Raw genomic sequence first — 20,021 nt, 5'->3', positions numbered from 1 at the left:
TGCCGCATTACCATAAGCTTGTATTGGACAGACGCTTGGCAGCAGCATTGACCGTTAACAACAGAATCAGGTTAATAAGCGAATTAAAGAGGCCAACTGCGGTAGCAAAGCTGTAATTGGCATTCAGTAAACCCATTTTGTACACATAGGTGGAGATAATCTCGGAAGCCGATAAGTTCAACGGATTTTGCAGCAAATAAATTTTTTCAAATCCGACGGCCATGATATTGCCAACGCTCAGAATCAGAATAATGACTGCCGCCGGCAGCAGGCCGGGCAGATCGATGTTCACCATTTTCTGAAACCGGTTAGCTCCATCAACCTTGGCTGCCTCGTACAACGAAGGATCAATACCTGCAAGTGCTGCCAAATAGATGACTGCGGAATATCCCATGCTCTGCCAGACATCTGAAAATACATAGATGGAACGAAACAGCCCAGGCTCTCCAAGGAAATTGACCGCTTCAAAACCAAGCGTTCCTGCGATTGTGTTCACGATGCCCAGCCGTGGCGATAGGAAAAGCATGATGATGGATACCATAACAACGGTTGAAATAAAGTAAGGTGCATAAGTAACCATCTGTACCGTTTTTTTGAATTTGGCATTCTTGACTTCGTTCAACGCCAGTGCTAGAAGTATCGGGACTGGAAAACCCACGACCAAACTGTAAAACGAAATATACAGTGTGTTTTTGATCAGGGTAGCGAACGCCGGATTTTGGAAAAGCAGCTCAAAATATTTGGTGCCTACCCATGGACTTCCCCAGATCCCCTTGATCACGTTGTAATCCTTAAAAGCGAGCACTGCATTAACCATAGGTACATACTTGAAAATAATGAAGTACGCGACGGGAGGAATCATCAAAAGATAGAGCTGCCAATGCCTCCTCCAGCTTCTGGACAAGGCCAGTTTCACTGCAGACCGCCTGCCTTGTTTTACTACCGTTTTGCCATTCGAGATTGTTGTTCTCAGAGTCATCCCCCCAGGAGGTAGCCTATATGAATAAGGCCCTCTTTTTTTGATAGCGCTTTCTTGTTCGTAATCATAAGAGAGCTCCCTCAGTCACGTAAAGGTACACTTTACTCGTTGAGGTACGAATCAAGGACAACAAGGCCGAGAAGCCTGATATGGCTTTAATTTGGCAATGATTTTTTTGATGTTTCTGCTTGGATTGATAATCATGATTGTGCCAGCTTCATTTCATTTCGTTCTCCATCTGGCGAAATGAACTAGGCAAAATCCCACGGACTCGCTTGAAGGCTCTTCGGAACGAATGCGCGCTGTTGTATCCGGTGGTCAGGGCAATCTCATCGATCGTCCGTTCAGTCTCACGCAGCAGTTCAGCAGCTTTGTTAATTCGTACCTTCTCCACATAGTCGGAAAGGTTCTCTCCGGTATACTCTTTGAATAACTGCGAGATATATTTTTCCGGTTTACCCATTTGTTCTGCAATGCGATATACCGTTAAGGTTGCATCCGCATAGCGTTCCTGAATGTAAGCCATCGTTTCGTTGATAATTTCAGTATGCATATTGGATTTTTTGCGTTGTATGTTCAGGCAGATGTCTTTCGCCAGTTGATGAAACTTTTCCCGGAGTATGGTTACACTGTCGGTTACCTGAATAGCCGCAATCCGATTCTTAAACTCATCGACAAGCGCTTCGTCAAGCATGATCTTAGGTTCCAGCTTCAGAAATGTTCCCTTCAATTCCACAACGAACTGCTGTGTCATGTCATAAGACAGCTCTCGCTCGGTAAAATTGCGGTGGAACAACTGATCCAGAACCCGAACTGATTCTTCCATTTCACCCGCCTTCAGCGTATTGAGCAGACGCTGTTCGGACTCCATCGGATAGTAATACAATTCGGTTTCCTTGACGGTGTCCTCGAATCTCACCAGATGCTCAGTTCCCATATGAATGGCATATTCCAATGCTTGTCTGGCCTCGTTAAACGAACGGCCAACATCATTCCACACCTCATAAGAAGCACCCATTCCAACAGTGGTCGATACCCGGTATTCCCGGTAAACTGCATCCATCTGTTTGCTCAGTTCGGATACCGTTGTGTGCAAGGATATATCCGAAGCTTCTACGCTAAGCGGTTGTACAAAAGCAATCTGATCTGTTCCCCAGTCTGTTATCAAGATCTCTGAATTCCATGTCGTCAAAGCTTCATGCACGATAAGCCTCGCAACGCTTAGTTCTTGAATAATTTCTTCGCTATCCGGACTTCCATAACCGTCTACCTTCACAATTCCTACAACCCCTCGGCTCGTATGAAGGGATATGTCGGTCTGGGAAGAAATCGCCTCCAACTCACGGATGGTGTAAAACTCACCTGTCAGCAGACGTTTGATAAATCCATCCCTTAACATGGGAATCTGTTCATTTAATGCATTCTTAAGTACATGGTTATTGGTGATTAGGCTGGTGATATTGCTTGCCAAAAAATCATATTCGTTGCTTGTCTTTCCAGGCAGCCCTATATCCTGTTCCCGGAAGACCGACAGAAGCCGGTGAATCGGCGCACTGTGTCGGTAAGCCAGCATTAGCCCAATCAATAATCCAATACCAAGTGTTGCTAGCGTAAAAGTTAAGGTAACCTGCTTGATCTGATCGGCTTTTACCATAAGCGCACCTTCGGGGATGCCAGCCATGTAATTCCAGCCATTTTGATTGGAGTGAATGGAAATGAGTAGCCGCCCGTCGTCCATTGGCATCACTTCATCGTTCTTGTTAGCAGGCATACCTTTCAAGTTTTCCGCCTCGGCTTCATCTATACCACGTGAAAAAATAATATCCCCATTCGAATCTGTCACCAATGTCCACCCCCCATATTGCTCCACAATATGTTGAGTCAAACTCGCCATCTGATTCTCATCAATCATGACGCCAATGGTAGCCTGCGGCTTGTTGAAGCTGTTTAAAGGAATCGACTGAAGAAACGTGATGGCTGGAGCGTCCACAAACACATCACTTCGAATCTCCTTCTTATAACTTTGTAGGGGAATGATTTCATTTAAATGCGGCTTTTTTAATACGTTCTCTTTCCACTCTGCGAACGTTATGCCTTCCAGGCGGTTGGCAGCAAAATAATGTTCAGGTCGGTAGTAAACCGTCGTAGGCGTAATAATGACATTATAGTTGGGGATATAGATGAAAAAACGAGACAAATAATCATTCGTACTGCTGTACATGGACAGGCTGCGCTGCATGCGGCTCAAACCATAGACATTATTAACGTCATGCGGCTTGGGATCAGCTATCAAACGGTTTAAATCCTGGTTAATGGCCAGTTGTCTCGTGAAATCTTCAACCAACATCAAATTTCGTTCAATAATCTCCTTGCTCAGGTTGAGCGATTTGAGGCTGTTCTCAATCGAGCTGGTCCTCGCTGCTTCAATGGATGTTCGATAGGAGGCATATCCGGCAATTTGAGGAATCATGAGAACAATAAGATACGAAATCATGAATCTGCGAAACAAAGGCGAGAATTTGGACCATAAGCGCTGCATATGTACCCCCTTCTTTCGTAAGCGTTTACAAAACTGTTTTGTTAATGATACACCTATCATTTGCACAAGGTGAAGGTACAACTTCGGCTTTTGGGTACAAATCCTTAAATTCCTACTTATGACCGAAATCATTCACTGAAAAGTCCTCGCTATTTCCAACCTATTGGTTCGTTTTTAAACGTTATTGTATGGTGTGGCGGTGTTTTTGTTTCTCACCTTTCACGCACTCAACCGGCTCAAGCCTAACGAAAAGAGCCGATCAGCTCGATCGGCTGTCTCCTTGCTTTTTTTAAGCAATCATTTCCGTTTAGCTTAATCGTGTATCACACAAACTCAATTAACTTCCTATCTATTTCTGCGATATCACCTATCTCCGATGTACCATCCCAAAGAATAATTGAAGAAGCTTCATCGTTTTCAACAAAATCATGAAGTTGGGATGGTTCCCCCATAAACAGAGCCCCATATTCTGTCCGTTCAGGTCCATGGAAACTAGGCTGAAGTTTAAACTTCATTAAACCTTTAAATTCAGCCGTGTCCATAGGTTGATTGGTTTCCTCAAACAATTCTCGAATGACACATTGTTCAGCGCTTTCACCAGGTTCAATCATACCTCCCGGCAGTTCCCAGTTGTTCCTCCACTTATTATGCATAAGGAGGAACTTCCCTTGGCACTTTACCACAATTAGGCCATGGGTTAGTGGAGCATCCAGCGTCATTGTAATGAGCTTTTCATCCTTGATAGGATTAAATTCCAAAAAAATGTTGCCTTTTGAATCCGTCATGATTGTCATGCACACATCCTCCATTTCTGTTATAAAAAAATAAAAAACGCGCCAGACCGAAGTCCTGCGCGTTGTATATCGCAGGATGGTAAGCGCGTATAGCGTTAACCCATCCCTAATTTTTCAAGGAATAAATTAACGCTCTCCATGATGATGACGTTGTTTTAATTCTAAAATGAACATGGTTCATTCCTCCAATCAGTGACTATGGAAATAATACCCATCGTTTTGCTTTAGAGTCAAGTATAAGTTTTGATGACCTAATTTTTTTCTTTACGACCTCCCAAATATGTGTTAGCTTTTATAACATTACCATTACGAAAGCGAGTGGGTTGAAGATGGATCTGCAGCATTTATTGACTATCCCCATTCTATCCAAAGCAAAGGTTATCGCTGGGCATCACGGCCTCAATCGCTTGGTACAATCCATTAACATTATGGATGCACCCCAATTCCCGCTCCCCTTCTCACACGCTGTCCGCGCAGGAGATTTTGTCTACGTCGCAGGTCAGGTAGGCGTTGATCCGCAGACGCTTGATCCAATTGGCGGCATTAAGGAGCAGACGGAACAGTGCATTCGCAATATAGAAGTTATCCTCCAGGAAGCGGACCTCACACTCGATCATATCGTTAAGGCAACCACTCATCTGGCGCGAGTAGAAGATCAGGACCAATACAACGAAGTATACAAGCGAATGATGAAAGAGCCCTATCCTGCCCGTATTACCGTATTCAGCGGATTAGGCCCTTACTTGATTGAGATGGAAGTGTTGGCGTACGCCCCTTCGGTGCGGGGTGAGTAGTATACCGCCTAGAGATGCCTCGAAATCTTCAGAATTCAATTAAGGAAAAGAAAAAATAATGAAGGATTTTAAAAGGGACGAAGCAGTGTTCTAAGCTGCTTCGTCCCTTTCACGATATACGAAAATTCAGTTTGGCGATCATCTAAGCTATACGTTTCTATAGATATGAATATCTATTCCTGTATTCGAAGGTATGCCCTCGCCTATTAGTTCATCATTGTTCAAATAGGACAGCGCTTGGCTGTTCGTGATGATTTTAGGAGAGGTTCGAAACAATACATTCTCCAGTTTCTCTTCGAACATCCCATTATTCTCAATATACATTTTACAAACTTCACCTGTATAATCCTTACCTTGAAGCATGTATCTTGCAGATAAGCTATGCCGACCGCCATTCGGACCAATAATTTGAGTATCTACCCCTCCAGGAAGAATGTCACCTTCGAAATATTCTCCTGTGACATGGCCACCAAAAGAAATCATGACTACGGAGTCGCCATCATTATTGTTGGAGAGATCCGTAGTATCCCCTATCGCAACATGTACCGTGAATACTTTTTCCCATGCCATGAAATTCACCTGCTTTTTAAGTATAGAGTCATCTACAATTTTATCGTTATCAACATCTGTTGGACTGAAATAGTCCTTAAATAGCAGTTATCACAGCGTAGACAAAACCTTATAACATATCTTCTTATAAAACATTAGGTCACTAGTAACTTCAATCTTCAATCGTAAATATATTGACACACAGCGGAAGGCACTGATTGCAATTCGATTCTAGAGGACAGCCCAATTTCATCAATTCAACTTGATGGTATTCCTTTCCTCCAAATGATCACAAATCTATAATTCCTGTTTCTCCACCATCTTGTAATAACCCCCCTTTTGCGGAATAATAGCTTGCTTTCATAAGAGGTTTTAGAATCGGGTTGATGATCTCGTTTCTCGTTAGCTCAAAGACTCCGTAATAGAAATTAGCCAATCACGGCTGCTATCTTCAGCCACGACTTCATACTGTAATGCCTTGCCCCTAGTCGGTCCTACCTCCGCCCAAATCAATCTCTGTGATTCATTGTCTCCGATGTAAACGGCTTCGTTGGAACGAATTGTTAACTTCTCAATCGTTTGTTTCTCTATATCAGGTACCTGAATACGACTTTTCGTCGTTCCGAAAATCCGGAATTGAAATAGCGTTTCATCTTTACGATATAATAAACTGACACCAACGAACGTATCATTTGGTTTGAGATCTCTCACAACATCTTTGCCAGTTTCTGAACTCTCCATAGCCATTTCATCGATTTCTTCCTCTGTCAGATTGTCAAATCCATAATAAACCTGAATATCCAACACATTAGCATCAGCAGGAAATACGGGCTCCCATGGTGATAGTTTTGCCATTAACTCTGTAACACCTCCGAGCCACTTCACTGCTCCGTAATTTGTTTGCTGACTGATTTTTTTATCAGCGGCAAGATATATCCCTCTTCCCATCCCAGGTTTTAATTGGCGAACAATGCGATCAATGGTACTCTCCCCTTGAGATGAATCGATATTTAAAATGGCTAACACTTCTCCCTCTTCATTCCTCATTTCCAAAGTCTACACGCTCCTTGTAAGGTAGTAAGGACGCAGCTTCAAAATCATGAGTAACCCCCATCCCAGGAACCGATTAGCGGTTCAAAAGCAGGACGGGGGCTTGGCTAATTATTCTCTACATTGTCATAACGGTACACTTATTGGACTGCAGTGACATTGATGTTATCAATATTTGGCCCTTCTGTACCAGTTGTGACCACTTTAATCGTATTGGTTCCCGCGTTCATGGGGACCTGAATGGTTTTTTCACTCCAGGTCGACCAGCTGCCTGTTGCGGGAAAGGGTTCGTTGCTGATGACTTTGGTTCCGTTAACGAAAATGTCAAGATTACGCGTTCCGCTTTCCAGGGCGTAACGAAATTTTACGTTTTTGGTACCTGTTATCGTGTTGTTGATGGCATTCCACTGAATGGCTGAACCTGTATACGCATTAAAGTTCACGTATCCGGTCCCAGTGTATCCCGGGTAGAGCGTCTCGATCACGGCATCGGTAAGTGTAGTGCCCGTTTCCGCCTCGTACGTGGTTCCGCTGCCTGGAGTGACACTACCACCGGTAATATTGGCTACAAACGTTGTTACGCTTTGGGCTGGCAGTTGTGCTGTAAAGGCTCCACCTGACACCGTAATCGGTGCTCCGCTTGCCAGGTTTCGGCTGCTATCCGTAACCCAAGAGGATACAGTGGAAGCGTTACCATTCTGCAGGACAAATTTTTGGCTTACAGCCGAGGTGCCGCGATTAATCGCCACAATGACCGCCTTATTATCACCTTTGTAGGCTGAAACGAAAGTATTGGTATCCGGATTTTTGGTTGCATCGACTCGGTAATAGCCTGGCCGCACGAATTTGGAGAAGTGGGCCATATTATATCCACGTTTGCTAATGCTTCCATCCTCATTCATCGGGCCATATTGTCTCCGAATGTACCACCATACATAAGCCTGGAAATCCCCTTCAACCATGGCATTATGCATATGGTAAGATACGTCCAGTGCCTCAGGCCAACGGTCTGACGAGTTGTTATCACTGTTCGGGTAATACACTTCGGTCATCCACAGTTCTTTGCCGGCTCCCTTTTGCTTAAAGAGCGGGTATGCGAAATCTTTGAACTGTGTCCCGTACGTATGTGCTCCCAGAATGTCCATATTGGCGAGTGCCTGAGGATCATTTAGAATCGGATCAGACATGTTTTTCAAATACTGGAACGATTCAGGAGCCATGACTTTGGTATTCTGGATGGATCCTGCATTCTCCTTCATGAAACGAAGCATCTCCTGCGGTGTCCACCATGTCCATTCATGGGCATAATCCGGCTCGTTTTGTACCGAAATGGCATACAGATTTACACCGTTATCTTTCATGTAAGTGACAAAGTCGTTCAGATGCTGTGCGTACGCGGCATATTTGTCGTATCTCAATCGTTTGGCGTTTGTATCCCCGTTGCGATTGAAGGTTTCGACCATGTCGCTTGGCGGATTCCAGGGAGAAGCGAATACGAGCGCACCTTGCTCTATGGCTCTTTTCGCGGTAGCCACCTCCCTGTACCAGTTATTTCGATTTTCGTCGACATAGATTCTCAGTATGGAAAAACCAAGCTGATTCGGTCCGTTGCCAAAGGCCGTTTCTCGCTGAGCTGCCGTCAAGTCGCCAATCCAGGCTGGGTGGTTAATGCCTCCAAACCCCTTGATAAGCTGTTTTTCGGAAGACAAATTAATGTTGGCATCACTTGCTGCTGATACGTGTGTCGGCGTTAACATTAGAGGCAGGGCTGTTAAACAGGCCAACAGAACATGAACTGATTTTTTTAAATTCATCTTAAATTTCAATATCTTCACCTTCCTCAAATTGTTGTAGTTATGAAAGCGTATTCAAAAATATCAACTTGTCCAGCAGCGAATAGAAATTCATGTACCACTCCCTTTCAGATCAAAAACAAAAACTAGATTTTATTTGTAAATCTTACTATATTATTCATTTAGCTAAAACCTGACAAATTATAGGTTATTTCTGGTTTGCGTAAGTTGGAGATATATAGCAGACCACCAGATCAGCAGCTTGGCAGATGTCAAAGCTAAAAAAAAAATGACCCCTGAAGAATACAGGAGTCATCTGTTAAGTACTTCGCAACTTCAAGGTTGGTCCTCACCTGTTTACTACAAAGGTCTTAATTCAGCATTGAATCGGTTCATTTATGTCGTTTCGTTCTTTGTTTTCTTATACAAAAAGTAATCAAAATCAGCATGCTTGCGGGTACCGCCAAGATCCTGCACACAGAGACCAATATAAGTTCCTGTAAACCGGATGTATTCCGGAGATTCATCGGACAGATTTGTGACATCCAACCATCCACCTGCAGGATACCAGGATGGTTCATCATCACATGCATAGTAAAAGCAGGCCCGGTCATACTCATACGCCACCTTCAACCGAATCCGACTCACTGATTTCAAGGGAATATCCTCCAACAGTTCATCGTATATTCCGTATCTCGACTGAAGAATTCCCAAGCACGTTCCCTTCTCTTCATGATAGGTGACCCGTAAATAGAGATAGTCTTTGGTATCGTAGTACAGTATTAGTCCTGCCATTTGCTGTGGATGGTCCGGGGCAAATTCCAGGCAAGTTTCAGCTTCACACCTGAAATCCTGAAGCCTCCGGGCAACCATGCTTTGTCTGTGTGTCGAGCTCATGGACTCCATCCCGCGCAAGCGCAAGTAACCAGGACGTTCCGTCAAGCTGAGCCAAGATGGATCTGGTGGGATACGAAGGGTATTCCAATCGTTCCGGAGCTCTGATTGATCGAATTGGTCCATTTCGGGTGCCGGTTCAAATGGAACCGACGAGATTTTCGGTGCAGGCACCGAAACCTCCGGATGCCGACCACCGTTTGAAAGCTTCAGCCAGCCTTCATCGCTCCACGTACACGGTTGAAGAGCAGTCTCACGTCCTAGGATGCAAAATTTCTCATGAACTGGCCTTCCGACCAGATGAGCCATATACCATTCACCCGTGTGAGTTTCGACAAGACTGCCATGACCGGCCTTTTGCAGAGTCAATTCCGGCCTGCCGTATGAAGTAAGAATTGGATTCGCCGGATCAACTTCATAAGGACCTTGCAGGGAACGAGAGCGGGCAACCGTAACGGCATGTTCATAACCCGTACCGCCTTCAGCCGTAATCAAGTAATAATAGTCTTTGTATTTATATAGATGAGGCGCTTCTGTCAGCCCCAGTTCTGTTCCCTTAAAAATGTTAATGGCAGGTCCGATCAGCTTTTGGTCCTGAACAGAGTACTCCTGCAACACGATGCCTGCAAACCGATTTTTGCCCTTCCGATGATCCCAGATCATGTTAACCAGCCACTTGCGACCATCTTCATCGTGAAACAAGGAAGGATCGAAGCCGCTGCTGTTCAGAAAAACCGGTTCGGACCATGGCCCTTCGATATCTGTTGCGGTCACAAGGTAATTGTGAGTATCTTTGAAAGCCCCTACACGGCTTTTGACATCTGTGTAGATCAGGTAAAATACGCCGTTGTCAAAGCTAAGGCATGGCGCCCATACCCCTCCGGAATTAATGTTTCCTTCCATATTCAGCTGAGTGCTGCGGGTCAGCGGAGAAGTTATCGGCCGCCAATGAACTAGGTCCCGGGAATGGTGAATTCGTACACCCGGGAACCATTCGAAGGTGGAAGTGGCGATATAATAATCTTCCCCCGCCCTGCATATGGACGGATCGGGATGGAAACCGGGAAGAATGGGGTTGGTAATCATATTCATTATAGAAGCAACCTCCGGTATTAAAATAATGGCAGATACAACAAATGATAAAAATGCATCACCATGCCAGTGCTTTTTTGCCGGCTTCCAGGGCAGTTATGATCCGGTCTACATCATATATATTCCCTCTCCATGTTCCGCCGCTGACAGCTTGCAGCGCAGCCCACAGCCTGGTATCATCTGGCAAATTTTCATCAGGACGCATATCTGGATGGAAGGTCCTTTGAGCCAGAATGATAGCTCCTTCTTCCGGCGAAAACTCCGTATCTCCTTCACCAATGAAGTTCACGCTGCCCTCCAGCTTGCTCCGATCCACAACGATGTCAATCAAGTCGCCGTTTCGGAGTTTGCCAATGGGCCCCCCTGCCAGTGCTTCGGGCCCAACATGGCCAATACATGCTCCGGTTGAAACTCCCGAGAAGCGGGCATCGGTGATGAGCGAAACATACTTCCCAAAAGACAAATGCTTGAGCGCAGAAGTAAGCTGATACGTTTCCTCCATCCCGGTTCCTGAAGGTCCACGACCGAGCAGTACAACAACGTCGCCAGCCAGAACCCCGCCAGTCTTAATGGCACGGATTGCCTCGCGTTCAGTTGTAAATACCTTTGCCCGGCCACGATGCCGATACACGCCATGCTCATCCAGCACATCAGGATCAATGGATGTGGATTTGATGACAGAGCCTTCTGGCGCGATATTCCCGGTTGGAAAGGTCACGGTCGAAGAAATCCCAAGACGCTGCGAGTGCTCTCTGCTCATGATCACACTGTCCGGATCAATCCCGTCCTTCTCTTTCAATTGCTTGCGTATGAGATGACGACGTTCCGACGATTCCCACCAATCCAGCACTTCACCCAGTGACGCACCTGTTACTGTAAGTACAGATTCATCCAGCAGGCCAAGCTGTCTAAGGTGAAGCATAACCTCAGGAACACCTCCGGCCTGAAAAACCCGTATGGTCGGATGGAAGATCGGTCCGTTCGGCAGAGCACTAACCAGTCTTGGAACGTTCTTGTTCACCTGTATCCAGTCCTGTACCGTTGGCACAGTTAAACCCGCTGCATGGGCAGCAGCCGGGATGTGAAGAAGCAGATTGGTAGATCCGCCGAACGCGGCATGAACGACCATAGCATTGCGAATGGACGCATCTGTAACAATGTCTGCCATCTTAATCCCTTGGGACTCCATGTTGATCAGTGCACGCGAAGATTGGCGCGCCATCTCGAACCAGATGGGCTGCCCTGAAGGTGCCAGAGCGGCATGCGGCACCGTCATGCCCATCGCCTCTGCTACCACCTGGGCGGTTGCCGCGGTCCCTAGAAACTGACAGCCGCCGCCCGGTGTAGCGCAGGCCCGACACCCTAGCTCCGATGCCATTTCAAGAGAGAGCTCTCCATTCGCGTACCTTGCGCCAATGGTTTGGATTTTACCTGCATCCTCCCCATCGGTAGGCGGAAGCGTAACGCCGCCGGGAACAATAACTCCTGGCAGCTGCGGCATACCTGCAAGTGCAAGCATCATGGCGGGTAATCCCTTATCACAAGTTGCAACGCCGAGCACGCCTTTTCGCGTGGGCAGGGATCGAATCAATCTGCGGAATACCATCGCGGCATCGTTCCGGTACGGCAGTGAGTCGAACATGCCGGTTGTTCCTTGAGACCTGCCGTCGCAAGGGTCGCTGACATAGCCAGCAAACGGGATTCCTCCGTGGCTCGATATTTCTTCTGCGGCAGCTTTCATCAGCAAACCGACTTCCCAGTGTCCCGTATGGTAGCCAAGAGCTGCGGGACTGCCATCTTCATTGCGGATACCGCCCTGCGTACTTAAGATCAGAAACTGTTTTCCGTTCAATTCTCCAGGCTTCCAGCCCATTCCGACATTCTGGGACATGCCGAACAAGTCGCCGCTTGGAGCATTCCGCAGCAAATCATCGGTTAAAGGCAGACGTCCTGTTGCCCCTGGAGCATGCGCTATAATATCATAGCTGCTAGACTCCTTCTCCCCCATAATCGACATTATCTGTTCGTACATGGTAGCCTCCCACAGTTTATGACTTCACAAAGACTGTTTTGATCGCCGTAAAAAACTCGATGGCCGCTTGCCCCTGTTCTCTGGAATGCGAGCTTGACATCTTCATTCCACCGAACGGTGCCTGCAGTTCTACGCCGGCAGTTTCCGCATTAATTCTTACGAGTCCGGCATCCATATCCCGGATGAAGGACAGCATGGCCCCAACGTTTTGTGTATAGATTGAAGCACTCAAACCATAATCGCTGTCATTTGCCGACGCGATGGCCTCTTCCAAGGAATCCACAGGAATCAGGGCCAGAACGGGGCCGAATATTTCTTCCCGGGCAATGGACATGTGCGATTCGACACCTTCAAATACGGTCGGCTGTACATAAAATCCTTCTGCGAGCTCAGGATTGTCCGGTCTTTTTCCTCCAGCGAGCAGTACGGCACCTTCATCCTGTCCTTTTTGAATGTAACCAAGCACGGTACTCAGCTGGCTTTCACTCGCACATGGACCCATCCAGCTTCCGGAAGACATCCCGTCACCCAGACGGATTTCCTGGATTTGCGACAGGAGTTTTTCTCTAAAGGCATCATATACTTTTCGTTCAATAATGACCTTGCTGGTGGCCGTACATTTTTGGCCAGTTGATTTTAAGCCGCCGCTGATCGTGGCCTCAACAGCCAAATCCAAATCAGCGTCTGCCGCGATGATAATCGGGTTTTTGCCACCCATTTCAAGCTGATACTTAGCTCCACGAGCAAGTGCTGCGGCGCCGACCCGCTTCCCGACTTCATTGGAACCAGTAAAAGTTATCCCGTTTACATCGGGGTGCTCAGCAAGTGCCGAGCCGATTACCGAGCCTTTTCCGCTCACGAGATTGAGAACACCAGCCGGGATGCCGGCTTCCTCAAAGCATTCCAAAACCTTGGCTGCTGTAACCGCCGTTTCCTGAGCTGGCTTCAACACAACGGTGTTGCCATAGATCAAAGCCGGTGCCGTTTTCCAGATGGGAATAGCCACCGGGAAGTTCCAAGGTGCAATTACACCTACTACGCCAAGCGGCACACGGGTTGTGAACATTAGTGCCTCCCTATCCGTGGAGGGAATCACATCACCCGTTTTTCGCATGCCTTCCCCTGCGTAATATCTCAAAATGGCGACGCCGCGCATCGTTTCTCCCTTGGCTTCCGGGAATGTCTTCCCCATTTCTCTGGTCATGGCTTCTGCCACCTCGTCGGCCCGGCGCTCCAGCACATTAGCAGCTTGAAAAAGATAATTCCCCCGTTCCGCACCCGTTAAGTTCCGCCAGGCCTTCGCTGCTTCTTTTGCCGCTGCGACTGCATTGTTCAGGTCCTCTACACCCGAGGCTGGCACATAACCCACGATTTCTTTGCGATTCGCCGGATTAATGCTCGGTTCCGTCGATCCGGACGTTGGTTTTACCCATTCCCCGTTAATAAAATTGTTATAGGTCTGCTCTAACTGAAATGCGCTCATCGCATTCATCCTCCTTCTAAACTAGTTTGTAATGACAGGATTGATCAGTGTTCCGATATCACTTATGGAAATTTCAATGCGGTCTCCTGGTTCAAGGGTGAAATCATTCGGAGGCACGATGCTAGTGCCTGTCAAAAGTACCGTACCGTCATACACATCGTTATCCCTTGCCAAAAAGGAAACCAGTTCATCCAGCTTGCGGTTTAATTCACACGTACTCGCTTCACTTTTAACAACCATTGATTCATCCCGATAGATTTGGCAGACAATGCTGAATTCATAGGGATTCTTCACCGTTTCCGCTAGTCGAATAGCTGGACCTATGGAACAGGAATTGCGCCATATTTTGGCTTGTGGCAGATACAACGGGTTTTCCCCCTCGATATCGCGGCAGCTCATGTCATTTCCGGCGATGTATCCCACAATGCTGCCATCCGCGGCAAGCACCAATCCCAGCTCAGGTTCCGGGATCTGCCAAGTAGAATCGCTGCGCAGCGTGACTGCCTCATTCGGCCCGACAGTCCGGGCTGCTGTGGATTTAAAGAAGATCTCCGGTCTCTCTGCGTCATAGACCTTATCGTAGAAAGTTTCCGCATCCAACTTTCCATCCGTAGCTTCATAATTCCGCGCTTCCCGGCTCCGCTGATATGTCACACCTGCTGCCCACACTTCCGGTGCATCGACTGGTGTGATCAGGTGCAGAGAAGTCCAATCATCGGTCAGCTTGTTTACCGGTTTAAGAGCGCTTTCAATCCATTGAACCGGAGTAACACCCTTCTCCCTCGCCTGATAGATTAAAGTCATAAAATCTGCTTGCGGCAAACGATACGCTTGTTCATCATCCGTAACGGCTGCCAACCACTTCTGTTGTCCATCCAAAAATCGAATAATTCTCATTCCAGCTTGCCCCCTATCTCCCTACCGGGTTGATAACATTACCATAGCACCAGCGATGTTTCATGACGATGTACTTATCACTCCGACGACTTACCCTTTTCACGCATTATTTTTCTGTTAAAATAAATCTATTCGTATTTGGAATACAGAGCGTTACGAGGAGGTAGCTGTGACCAAACTTTCAGAAGCCGTATATTTAGGCCGTCTGCCCGATGTTCGCATGTCTTTTCAATTGTTGGGACTGCATGCAAGACAAGTCGATTCCAACTGGACGTATCCGTCTCATGAGCATTCCATGTATGAAATTCACTGGATGTTGGACGGCGAGATGAACATGGTGGTCAACGGTCAGTCGTACAGTCAATCCGTTGGAGACCTTCTGTTTATCCGTCCGGGTATGACTCACTCCTGCACAGGTGCCGGACCGAAGGGTTTCACATACTTTTCTGTTCATTTCAGCGTACACGATACCTCCTTCTGCAGAGAACTCAACCGCTGTAAGGACATTTATTATCCGGCAGATTCGAGCCTGGCTTCAGGACTGTCCTCTTCACTGTGTACCTTGTATGATCTGGCTACAGAACACTTATCCATGCCGTTGTCTTCCTCCAAACAGATGAAAGTCCATGCCGCCGTATTCGAACTGCTCGGCTCCCTGGTTGGCCAGTTATCTCAGAACGCATCCGTTACCTTATCGAGAAAAGAAACCATCGCCCACCAAATTGCCGAGCACATTGAGGACTCCGTAAGATATATCCATCTTCATGGTGACGTTCGGGAGAGCGAACGAACCTGGATCCAAGACATCGCGAAGTCACTGAACATTAGCCCTTCACAGATCAACCGGATCTTTCGGGAGGTATATGGTACAGCCCCGCGCAAGTTTTTATCAGAAACCCTTCTGAACGAAGCCCAGCGGCTGTTAAAACAAACAGACCTGAACATTGACCATATTGCGATGATGCTGGGGTACAAGACCAATGCGCATTTCAGCCGTCAGTTCAAGCGATGGACGGGCATCACGCCAAGCGAATTTCGCATCCATTCCCAGCGGACTGCTGCAGCCGAGCATCTCGGTGATTGAAGAACCTTTCCACATGAAATAAGCAGCTGCCGGGTTACCAGCAGCTGCTTTGCCTTGTCTTAACGATGTTTCAATCCATCTGTGGTATCCGTTATGCTAATGTAAAAGAAGCCAGGCTCGCGCCTCCTGCTCCCCTGTAAGTCAAATACAAAGCCTGCTTGCCGTCTGGAACGGTAATGTCAGCCGTATATTTTTTCCATTCATTTGTAAAATGGACCGGAATCGTTCCCAGTACAGGACCGTCCCATGCGGTTTTAATCTCAAATTCTCCATTGCAATATCCGCGGACCTTCACCGTGACCTGGCGAATCCCATCACAATTGAAATATTTAAAACCTGCTGTGGCTGAATCCACCATATTGGCAATATATCCGACCTCTTCATCACCGTCTCGTCCATCCTGGGTAATCTTCGGAAAGCGGCTGTCCAGCCAAGCGCCCCCTCCAAAACCACCGGTATACATTTGATCATCTTTTGCAAAAAGATTACATGCAAGGTAAGCGGGATATTCCCCTTTTCCTACAAGAGGGCCCCTATTCACGCCGCAGGAAGTCATTTCGACCTGAGATATCAATCCATGCTCGTCAAAAGAGATACGTTCAATGCAGCCCTGACGGTTAAATGCGTCCCCATTGGTATGGCGGTGATAGAAAATGTACCAGTCTTCATGGATCTCAACGATGCTGCCGTGATTGTTCCCGCCATAATACATCGGCTTGTCAGCTGGTTTATAGGAGTCAATATGTAGATCGCAGTTGCTTATGATTACACCCTGATATTCAAACCCTTTGTTAGGAAATTTACTGGTAGCATAACATAATTCATGCATGACAATGGAGGAGTAAACCAAGTAGTAGGTTTCCCCTCTTTTCCGGATGGAAGGAGCCTCGAAAAATTCATGTCCTTCGAATCCGCTGCCTTCGCTGTATGGCTGACTCGGCGCTATGAATACGGGCTCATCCACAATCGTGAGCATGTCGGGACCAAGCACCGTTGCCATCGCACCGTGTCTCGATCGGTCTCCGGGCGCACAGAATCCGGTATACAGATATGTACGCTCTCCTTCGGTCAGCACGCCTGGATCAAATTGGGGCTCGTCCCCTTCCCTTTCCCCCAGCCTGGTGCCATCCGCATATTTCACGTATCCGTAGAATTCAAATTTGCCTGCAGGTGTATCGCATACAGCCACAGAAACAACCGGCACTTTATCCAGCACATAATAAAGATAATATCGTCCGTCAGCACCAAGCGTAACGTCTGGGGCGTAAAGGCACATACTGCCGCCCGGATTAAGCGGATCATCTGCCTTTTGGTAGATTACGCCTTCATTGCGCCAATTCCCGAGGTCGTCCACAGGCGCCGACCAACATACGTAGTCGTTTAGACAAAAGACATGTCCGTTAAACCGGTCATGCGAACCGTACACATAAACTCTATTCTCAAATACATAAGGCTCACCGTCAGGGACGTACTCCCAGGATGGGAGATATGGATTTAACCCCTGTTTTTTCATAAAAGCTACACTCCTCGTCAAAGTAATTAAGCAATATGAATCGAAAATGAATTCGGTATAATAGAAAAATAGTCCATCTAACAAACTTACATGATATAGGTGAAAATCAATGACAAATATATTTTACGTTGAAAATGACGCAGCACATCATAGCAATTTTGTTTTTGATATTCCCCAAGGACATCCCTGCTGGCTTTTGGTCATTACAAAGACTCCCGCTCAGTTCTGGGTAGATGGAAAACTCAAGGAATACCCTCCTCATTGTGCTGTTCTTTTCGAGCCCCATCAAAAAATTTACTATCGGGCTTCCGCAGGGAAATATATTAATGACTGGATCCGCTTTGCAAGCGATGAACCTTACGTAACCGAAACTTCGCTTCCCTATGGCAAGCCTTTTCCTTTGGATGATCCTGAATATTGCCACAAGCTGTTCCAGCTGCTCGTCGTAGAGAATTCATTCAATAAGGATTACAGAGAATCCTCCATTGATTGTCTGCTCCGAACCCTGTTCAACAAACTGCTGGAGTCTTACTTTCAAGAGGAAATTAGTCCTCAGCACTACAACCTTTTAAAGCTGCGTGCGGCCATTCATAACAATCCAAGCCACCCCTGGACCATATCGGAAATGGCTAAAATTATTAGCATCAGTCCGGGATACCTGCAGTTGATTTACAAAAAATTGTTTGGCCTCTCGTGTATGGATGATGTTATTCACAGCCGGATTCGCCTAGCCAAAGAATATCTCAGGCATGATCAGTATACGGTTGCGGAGATTGCAGACCGGTGCGGTTACCGCAATGTGGAGCATTTTTGCAGACAGTTCAAACAAATGACAGGTTCATCACCCAAGAAATTCCACAAACGCGCGAGTAACTTAACTCCCGGCCCAGCAGATTCCGAAAAGGTCATCCTTTGATTCCGGTCATGGTAATCCCCTGAATAAAATATCTCTGTCCGATGAAGAAGAGGATCAGCACAGGAATAACGGTAATTAATGAAACGGCCATCAGCATCTGTATTTGCGAGGAGCCAAAAGAATTCTGGAAGAACTGCAAACCGATAGCGAGTGTGAAATTCTGATCGCTGTTCAGATAAATCAGCGGAGACATGTAATCATTCCAGTGAAAGGTTATCGACATGAGACCGACCGTAATCAAAGCCGGTTTGATTGCAGGCAGCAGGATTTTGTAATAAATCTGGAATGCATTGGCACCGTCAATATATGCGGCTTCATCCAAATCTTTCGGAATCGTTTTGAAAAATTGCCGCAGCAGGAAAATGTTAAACGCACCTCCCCCAAAAAAGGACGGAACGATAAGAGGCATCAAGGTATCGAGCCAACCAAGCTTGGTGAACAAGAGGTAAGTAGGAACGAGAGTGACCTGACTGGGGAGCATCATGGTAGCAAGCACGAGCGTAAATAACAATCCGCTGTATCGAGATTTAAACCGCGCAAAGCCATAGGCTACGAATGAGGCAGAAAGAACCGTTCCAATCGTCGCAAGTCCTGTTACGATTAAGGTATTCCATGTATAACGGGTGAAATCCGCGTATTGCCAGCCCTGAATGAAGTTATCCCAAGTAAACGTTTCCGGGATGATTTTGGGAGGCAGCGTATAGGCTTCCGAAGGGATTTTAAAGGCGGTTGAAAGCATCCATATAAACGGAAAGATAAACACGACTGCAATGATCGTCAATATCACATAACTCAGGCTGACTTTAATCCGGCCGCTGTTTTTTTTACTTTTGTAATAAGCCTCCATGGTTGCACCTCCCAAATTTTAGTTATCGTAATAAACCCAGTGTCGGGAAGTCCGGTTTACGATTAGCGTGATGATCATAATAACGACGAACAATAACCAGGCCAGCGTTGATGCATAACCCATCTCGTTGTATTTAAATCCGCTGTTATAAATATGCATCATGTACGTGTAGGTGGAGTAGCTGGGGCCACCCTCGGTCAGAATGTAAGGCTGCATAAAGATTTGGAAACCACCAATGATCCCCATAATCAGATTAAAATAAAGCGTTGGCGTGATCAGCGGCAGGGTAATCTGCGTAATTTTAACTAAACTGCTCGCTCCATCAATCTCTGCACTCTCATACAAGGCTTCCGGAATATCCTGCAGCCCCGCCAGTGTAATGATGATGGAATTCCCGATGGTCCAGATCCCCATAATAATAATCGCCGGCATCGCCCATTTCGTATCGCTTAACCAGTTAGGACCGGTAATACCGAATAGAGAAAGGAAATAATTGATAAAGCCAAACTGGGCATTAAAAATCCAGCCCCAAAGCAAGGTAACCGCAACCCCTGATGTGATATACGGGATATAGAAGCTGGTCCTGAAAAAACCAACTCCCTTTATTTTTTGATTGAGCAGAAGAGCAATCAGAAACGACATGAGTAAACTGGCCGGAACAGAAACCAACACAAAATATAATGTGTTTAACAAAGAACGGTAAAAAAGTGGATCCTGTGTAAAGGCCCTGATGATATTATCTAAGCCGACAAATTGGCCTGAGCC

General features: G+C 46.6%; 16 protein-coding genes. 3 read left to right on the top strand and 13 right to left on the bottom strand.

The window, feature by feature from the left end:
• Nucleotides 1-7 precede the first annotated feature (7 nt).
• The 3 genes from CHH60_RS02350 to CHH60_RS02340 all read right to left on the bottom strand — a co-directional run bounded on the left by CHH60_RS02350 (nt 8) and on the right by CHH60_RS02340 (nt 4,312).
• Nucleotides 8-862, bottom strand: a complete 855-nt coding sequence (locus CHH60_RS02350; RefSeq protein ID WP_095357726.1) for an ABC transporter permease — start codon at nt 860-862, stop codon at nt 8-10.
• Nucleotides 863-1,196: 334 nt separating this feature from the next.
• Entirely contained in the window at nt 1,197-3,518 is a 2,322-nt protein-coding gene (locus CHH60_RS02345) for a helix-turn-helix domain-containing protein (protein WP_095357725.1), read from the bottom strand.
• 323 nt (nt 3,519-3,841) lie between these two features.
• Complete coding sequence (locus CHH60_RS02340) at nt 3,842-4,312, bottom strand: NUDIX domain-containing protein (RefSeq protein WP_095357724.1); 471 nt, start codon at nt 4,310-4,312, stop codon at nt 3,842-3,844.
• Between the two features lie 329 nt (nt 4,313-4,641).
• Here CHH60_RS02340 and CHH60_RS02335 point away from each other — a divergent pair, with 329 nt between their 5' ends.
• Complete coding sequence (locus CHH60_RS02335) at nt 4,642-5,106, top strand: Rid family hydrolase (RefSeq protein ID WP_255247783.1); 465 nt, start codon at nt 4,642-4,644, stop codon at nt 5,104-5,106.
• Nucleotides 5,107-5,253: 147 nt separating this feature from the next.
• Here the strand turns inward: CHH60_RS02335 and CHH60_RS02330 are convergent, their stop codons facing one another.
• The 7 genes from CHH60_RS02330 to CHH60_RS02300 all read right to left on the bottom strand — a co-directional run bounded on the left by CHH60_RS02330 (nt 5,254) and on the right by CHH60_RS02300 (nt 14,896).
• Nucleotides 5,254-5,676: a DUF3237 family protein gene (locus CHH60_RS02330; protein ID WP_095357723.1), complete on the bottom strand. Its 423-nt coding sequence runs from the start codon at nt 5,674-5,676 to the stop codon at nt 5,254-5,256.
• Between the two features lie 381 nt (nt 5,677-6,057).
• The gene (locus CHH60_RS02325; RefSeq protein ID WP_095357722.1) at nt 6,058-6,708 is read right to left on the bottom strand and encodes a hypothetical protein; all 651 of its coding nucleotides are present in this window, start codon (nt 6,706-6,708) and stop codon (nt 6,058-6,060) included.
• A 137-nt stretch (nt 6,709-6,845) separates the two neighbouring features.
• The gene (locus CHH60_RS02320; protein ID WP_095357930.1) at nt 6,846-8,519 is read right to left on the bottom strand and encodes a carbohydrate-binding protein; all 1,674 of its coding nucleotides are present in this window, start codon (nt 8,517-8,519) and stop codon (nt 6,846-6,848) included.
• A gap of 375 nt (nt 8,520-8,894) precedes the next feature.
• Nucleotides 8,895-10,484 (bottom strand): glycoside hydrolase family 43 protein, encoded by a 1,590-nt coding sequence (locus CHH60_RS02315; protein ID WP_095357721.1) that lies wholly within the window; start codon nt 10,482-10,484, stop codon nt 8,895-8,897.
• 58 nt (nt 10,485-10,542) lie between these two features.
• On the bottom strand, nt 10,543-12,516 hold the full coding sequence (locus tag CHH60_RS02310; RefSeq protein WP_095357720.1) for a YjhG/YagF family D-xylonate dehydratase: 1,974 nt from the start codon (nt 12,514-12,516) through the stop codon (nt 10,543-10,545).
• Nucleotides 12,517-12,532: 16 nt separating this feature from the next.
• Nucleotides 12,533-13,999 carry an alpha-ketoglutaric semialdehyde dehydrogenase GucD gene (gene gucD / locus CHH60_RS02305; protein WP_095357719.1) on the bottom strand — a complete coding sequence of 489 codons (1,467 nt, stop codon included), beginning with the start codon at nt 13,997-13,999 and terminating at the stop codon, nt 12,533-12,535.
• A gap of 21 nt (nt 14,000-14,020) precedes the next feature.
• A complete protein-coding gene (locus tag CHH60_RS02300; RefSeq protein ID WP_095357718.1) occupies nt 14,021-14,896 on the bottom strand; it encodes a fumarylacetoacetate hydrolase family protein in 876 nt (291 codons plus the stop codon).
• 169 nt (nt 14,897-15,065) lie between these two features.
• Here CHH60_RS02300 and CHH60_RS02295 point away from each other — a divergent pair, with 169 nt between their 5' ends.
• On the top strand, nt 15,066-15,980 hold the full coding sequence (locus CHH60_RS02295; protein ID WP_095357717.1) for a helix-turn-helix domain-containing protein: 915 nt from the start codon (nt 15,066-15,068) through the stop codon (nt 15,978-15,980).
• Between the two features lie 91 nt (nt 15,981-16,071).
• Here the strand turns inward: CHH60_RS02295 and CHH60_RS02290 are convergent, their stop codons facing one another.
• Nucleotides 16,072-17,493, bottom strand: coding sequence for a family 43 glycosylhydrolase (locus CHH60_RS02290; protein WP_095357716.1), 1,422 nt, complete (start codon nt 17,491-17,493; stop codon nt 16,072-16,074).
• A 109-nt stretch (nt 17,494-17,602) separates the two neighbouring features.
• Here CHH60_RS02290 and CHH60_RS02285 point away from each other — a divergent pair, with 109 nt between their 5' ends.
• Nucleotides 17,603-18,409, top strand: a complete 807-nt coding sequence (locus tag CHH60_RS02285; RefSeq protein WP_095357715.1) for a helix-turn-helix transcriptional regulator — start codon at nt 17,603-17,605, stop codon at nt 18,407-18,409.
• Here the strand turns inward: CHH60_RS02285 and CHH60_RS02280 are convergent.
• Together CHH60_RS02280 and CHH60_RS02275 are read right to left on the bottom strand one after the other, a co-directional pair.
• Nucleotides 18,399-19,256: a carbohydrate ABC transporter permease gene (locus tag CHH60_RS02280; RefSeq protein ID WP_255247782.1), complete on the bottom strand. Its 858-nt coding sequence runs from the start codon at nt 19,254-19,256 to the stop codon at nt 18,399-18,401. The two genes, CHH60_RS02285 and CHH60_RS02280, sit on opposite strands and share 11 nt — an antisense overlap.
• Before the next feature lie 18 nt (nt 19,257-19,274).
• Nucleotides 19,275-19,949 (bottom strand): carbohydrate ABC transporter permease, encoded by a 675-nt coding sequence (locus CHH60_RS02275; RefSeq protein ID WP_255247781.1) that lies wholly within the window; start codon nt 19,947-19,949, stop codon nt 19,275-19,277.
• Nucleotides 19,950-20,021 lie beyond the last annotated feature (72 nt).

This window comes from Paenibacillus sp. 7523-1, from assembly GCF_002276415.1.
In the GTDB taxonomy this organism is placed as follows: Bacteria; Bacillota; Bacilli; order Paenibacillales; family Paenibacillaceae; genus Paenibacillus; species Paenibacillus illinoisensis_A.
The sequence above is the reverse complement of the archived record's forward strand: the minus strand, read 5'-3'. Positions and strand labels throughout refer to the sequence as shown.

Excerpts from the sequence above, each read along its gene's own strand:
- CHH60_RS02335 (WP_255247783.1), top strand. The coding sequence starts at position 4,642 with ATGGATCTGCAGCATTTATTGACTATCCCCATTCTATCCAAAGCAAAG.
- CHH60_RS02285 (WP_095357715.1), top strand. The coding sequence starts at position 17,603 with ATGACAAATATATTTTACGTTGAAAATGACGCAGCACATCATAGCAAT.
- CHH60_RS02310 (WP_095357720.1), bottom strand. The coding sequence starts at position 12,516 with ATGTACGAACAGATAATGTCGATTATGGGGGAGAAGGAGTCTAGCAGC.
- gucD (WP_095357719.1), bottom strand. The coding sequence starts at position 13,999 with ATGAGCGCATTTCAGTTAGAGCAGACCTATAACAATTTTATTAACGGG.
- CHH60_RS02340 (WP_095357724.1), bottom strand. The coding sequence starts at position 4,312 with ATGACAATCATGACGGATTCAAAAGGCAACATTTTTTTGGAATTTAAT.
- CHH60_RS02280 (WP_255247782.1), bottom strand. The coding sequence starts at position 19,256 with ATGGAGGCTTATTACAAAAGTAAAAAAAACAGCGGCCGGATTAAAGTC.
- CHH60_RS02330 (WP_095357723.1), bottom strand. The coding sequence starts at position 5,676 with ATGGCATGGGAAAAAGTATTCACGGTACATGTTGCGATAGGGGATACT.
- CHH60_RS02290 (WP_095357716.1), bottom strand. The coding sequence starts at position 17,493 with ATGAAAAAACAGGGGTTAAATCCATATCTCCCATCCTGGGAGTACGTC.
- CHH60_RS02345 (WP_095357725.1), bottom strand. The coding sequence starts at position 3,518 with ATGCAGCGCTTATGGTCCAAATTCTCGCCTTTGTTTCGCAGATTCATG.
- CHH60_RS02300 (WP_095357718.1), bottom strand. The coding sequence starts at position 14,896 with ATGAGAATTATTCGATTTTTGGATGGACAACAGAAGTGGTTGGCAGCC.
- CHH60_RS02350 (WP_095357726.1), bottom strand. The coding sequence starts at position 862 with ATGATTCCTCCCGTCGCGTACTTCATTATTTTCAAGTATGTACCTATG.
- CHH60_RS02315 (WP_095357721.1), bottom strand. The coding sequence starts at position 10,484 with ATGAATATGATTACCAACCCCATTCTTCCCGGTTTCCATCCCGATCCG.
- CHH60_RS02320 (WP_095357930.1), bottom strand. The coding sequence starts at position 8,519 with ATGAATTTAAAAAAATCAGTTCATGTTCTGTTGGCCTGTTTAACAGCC.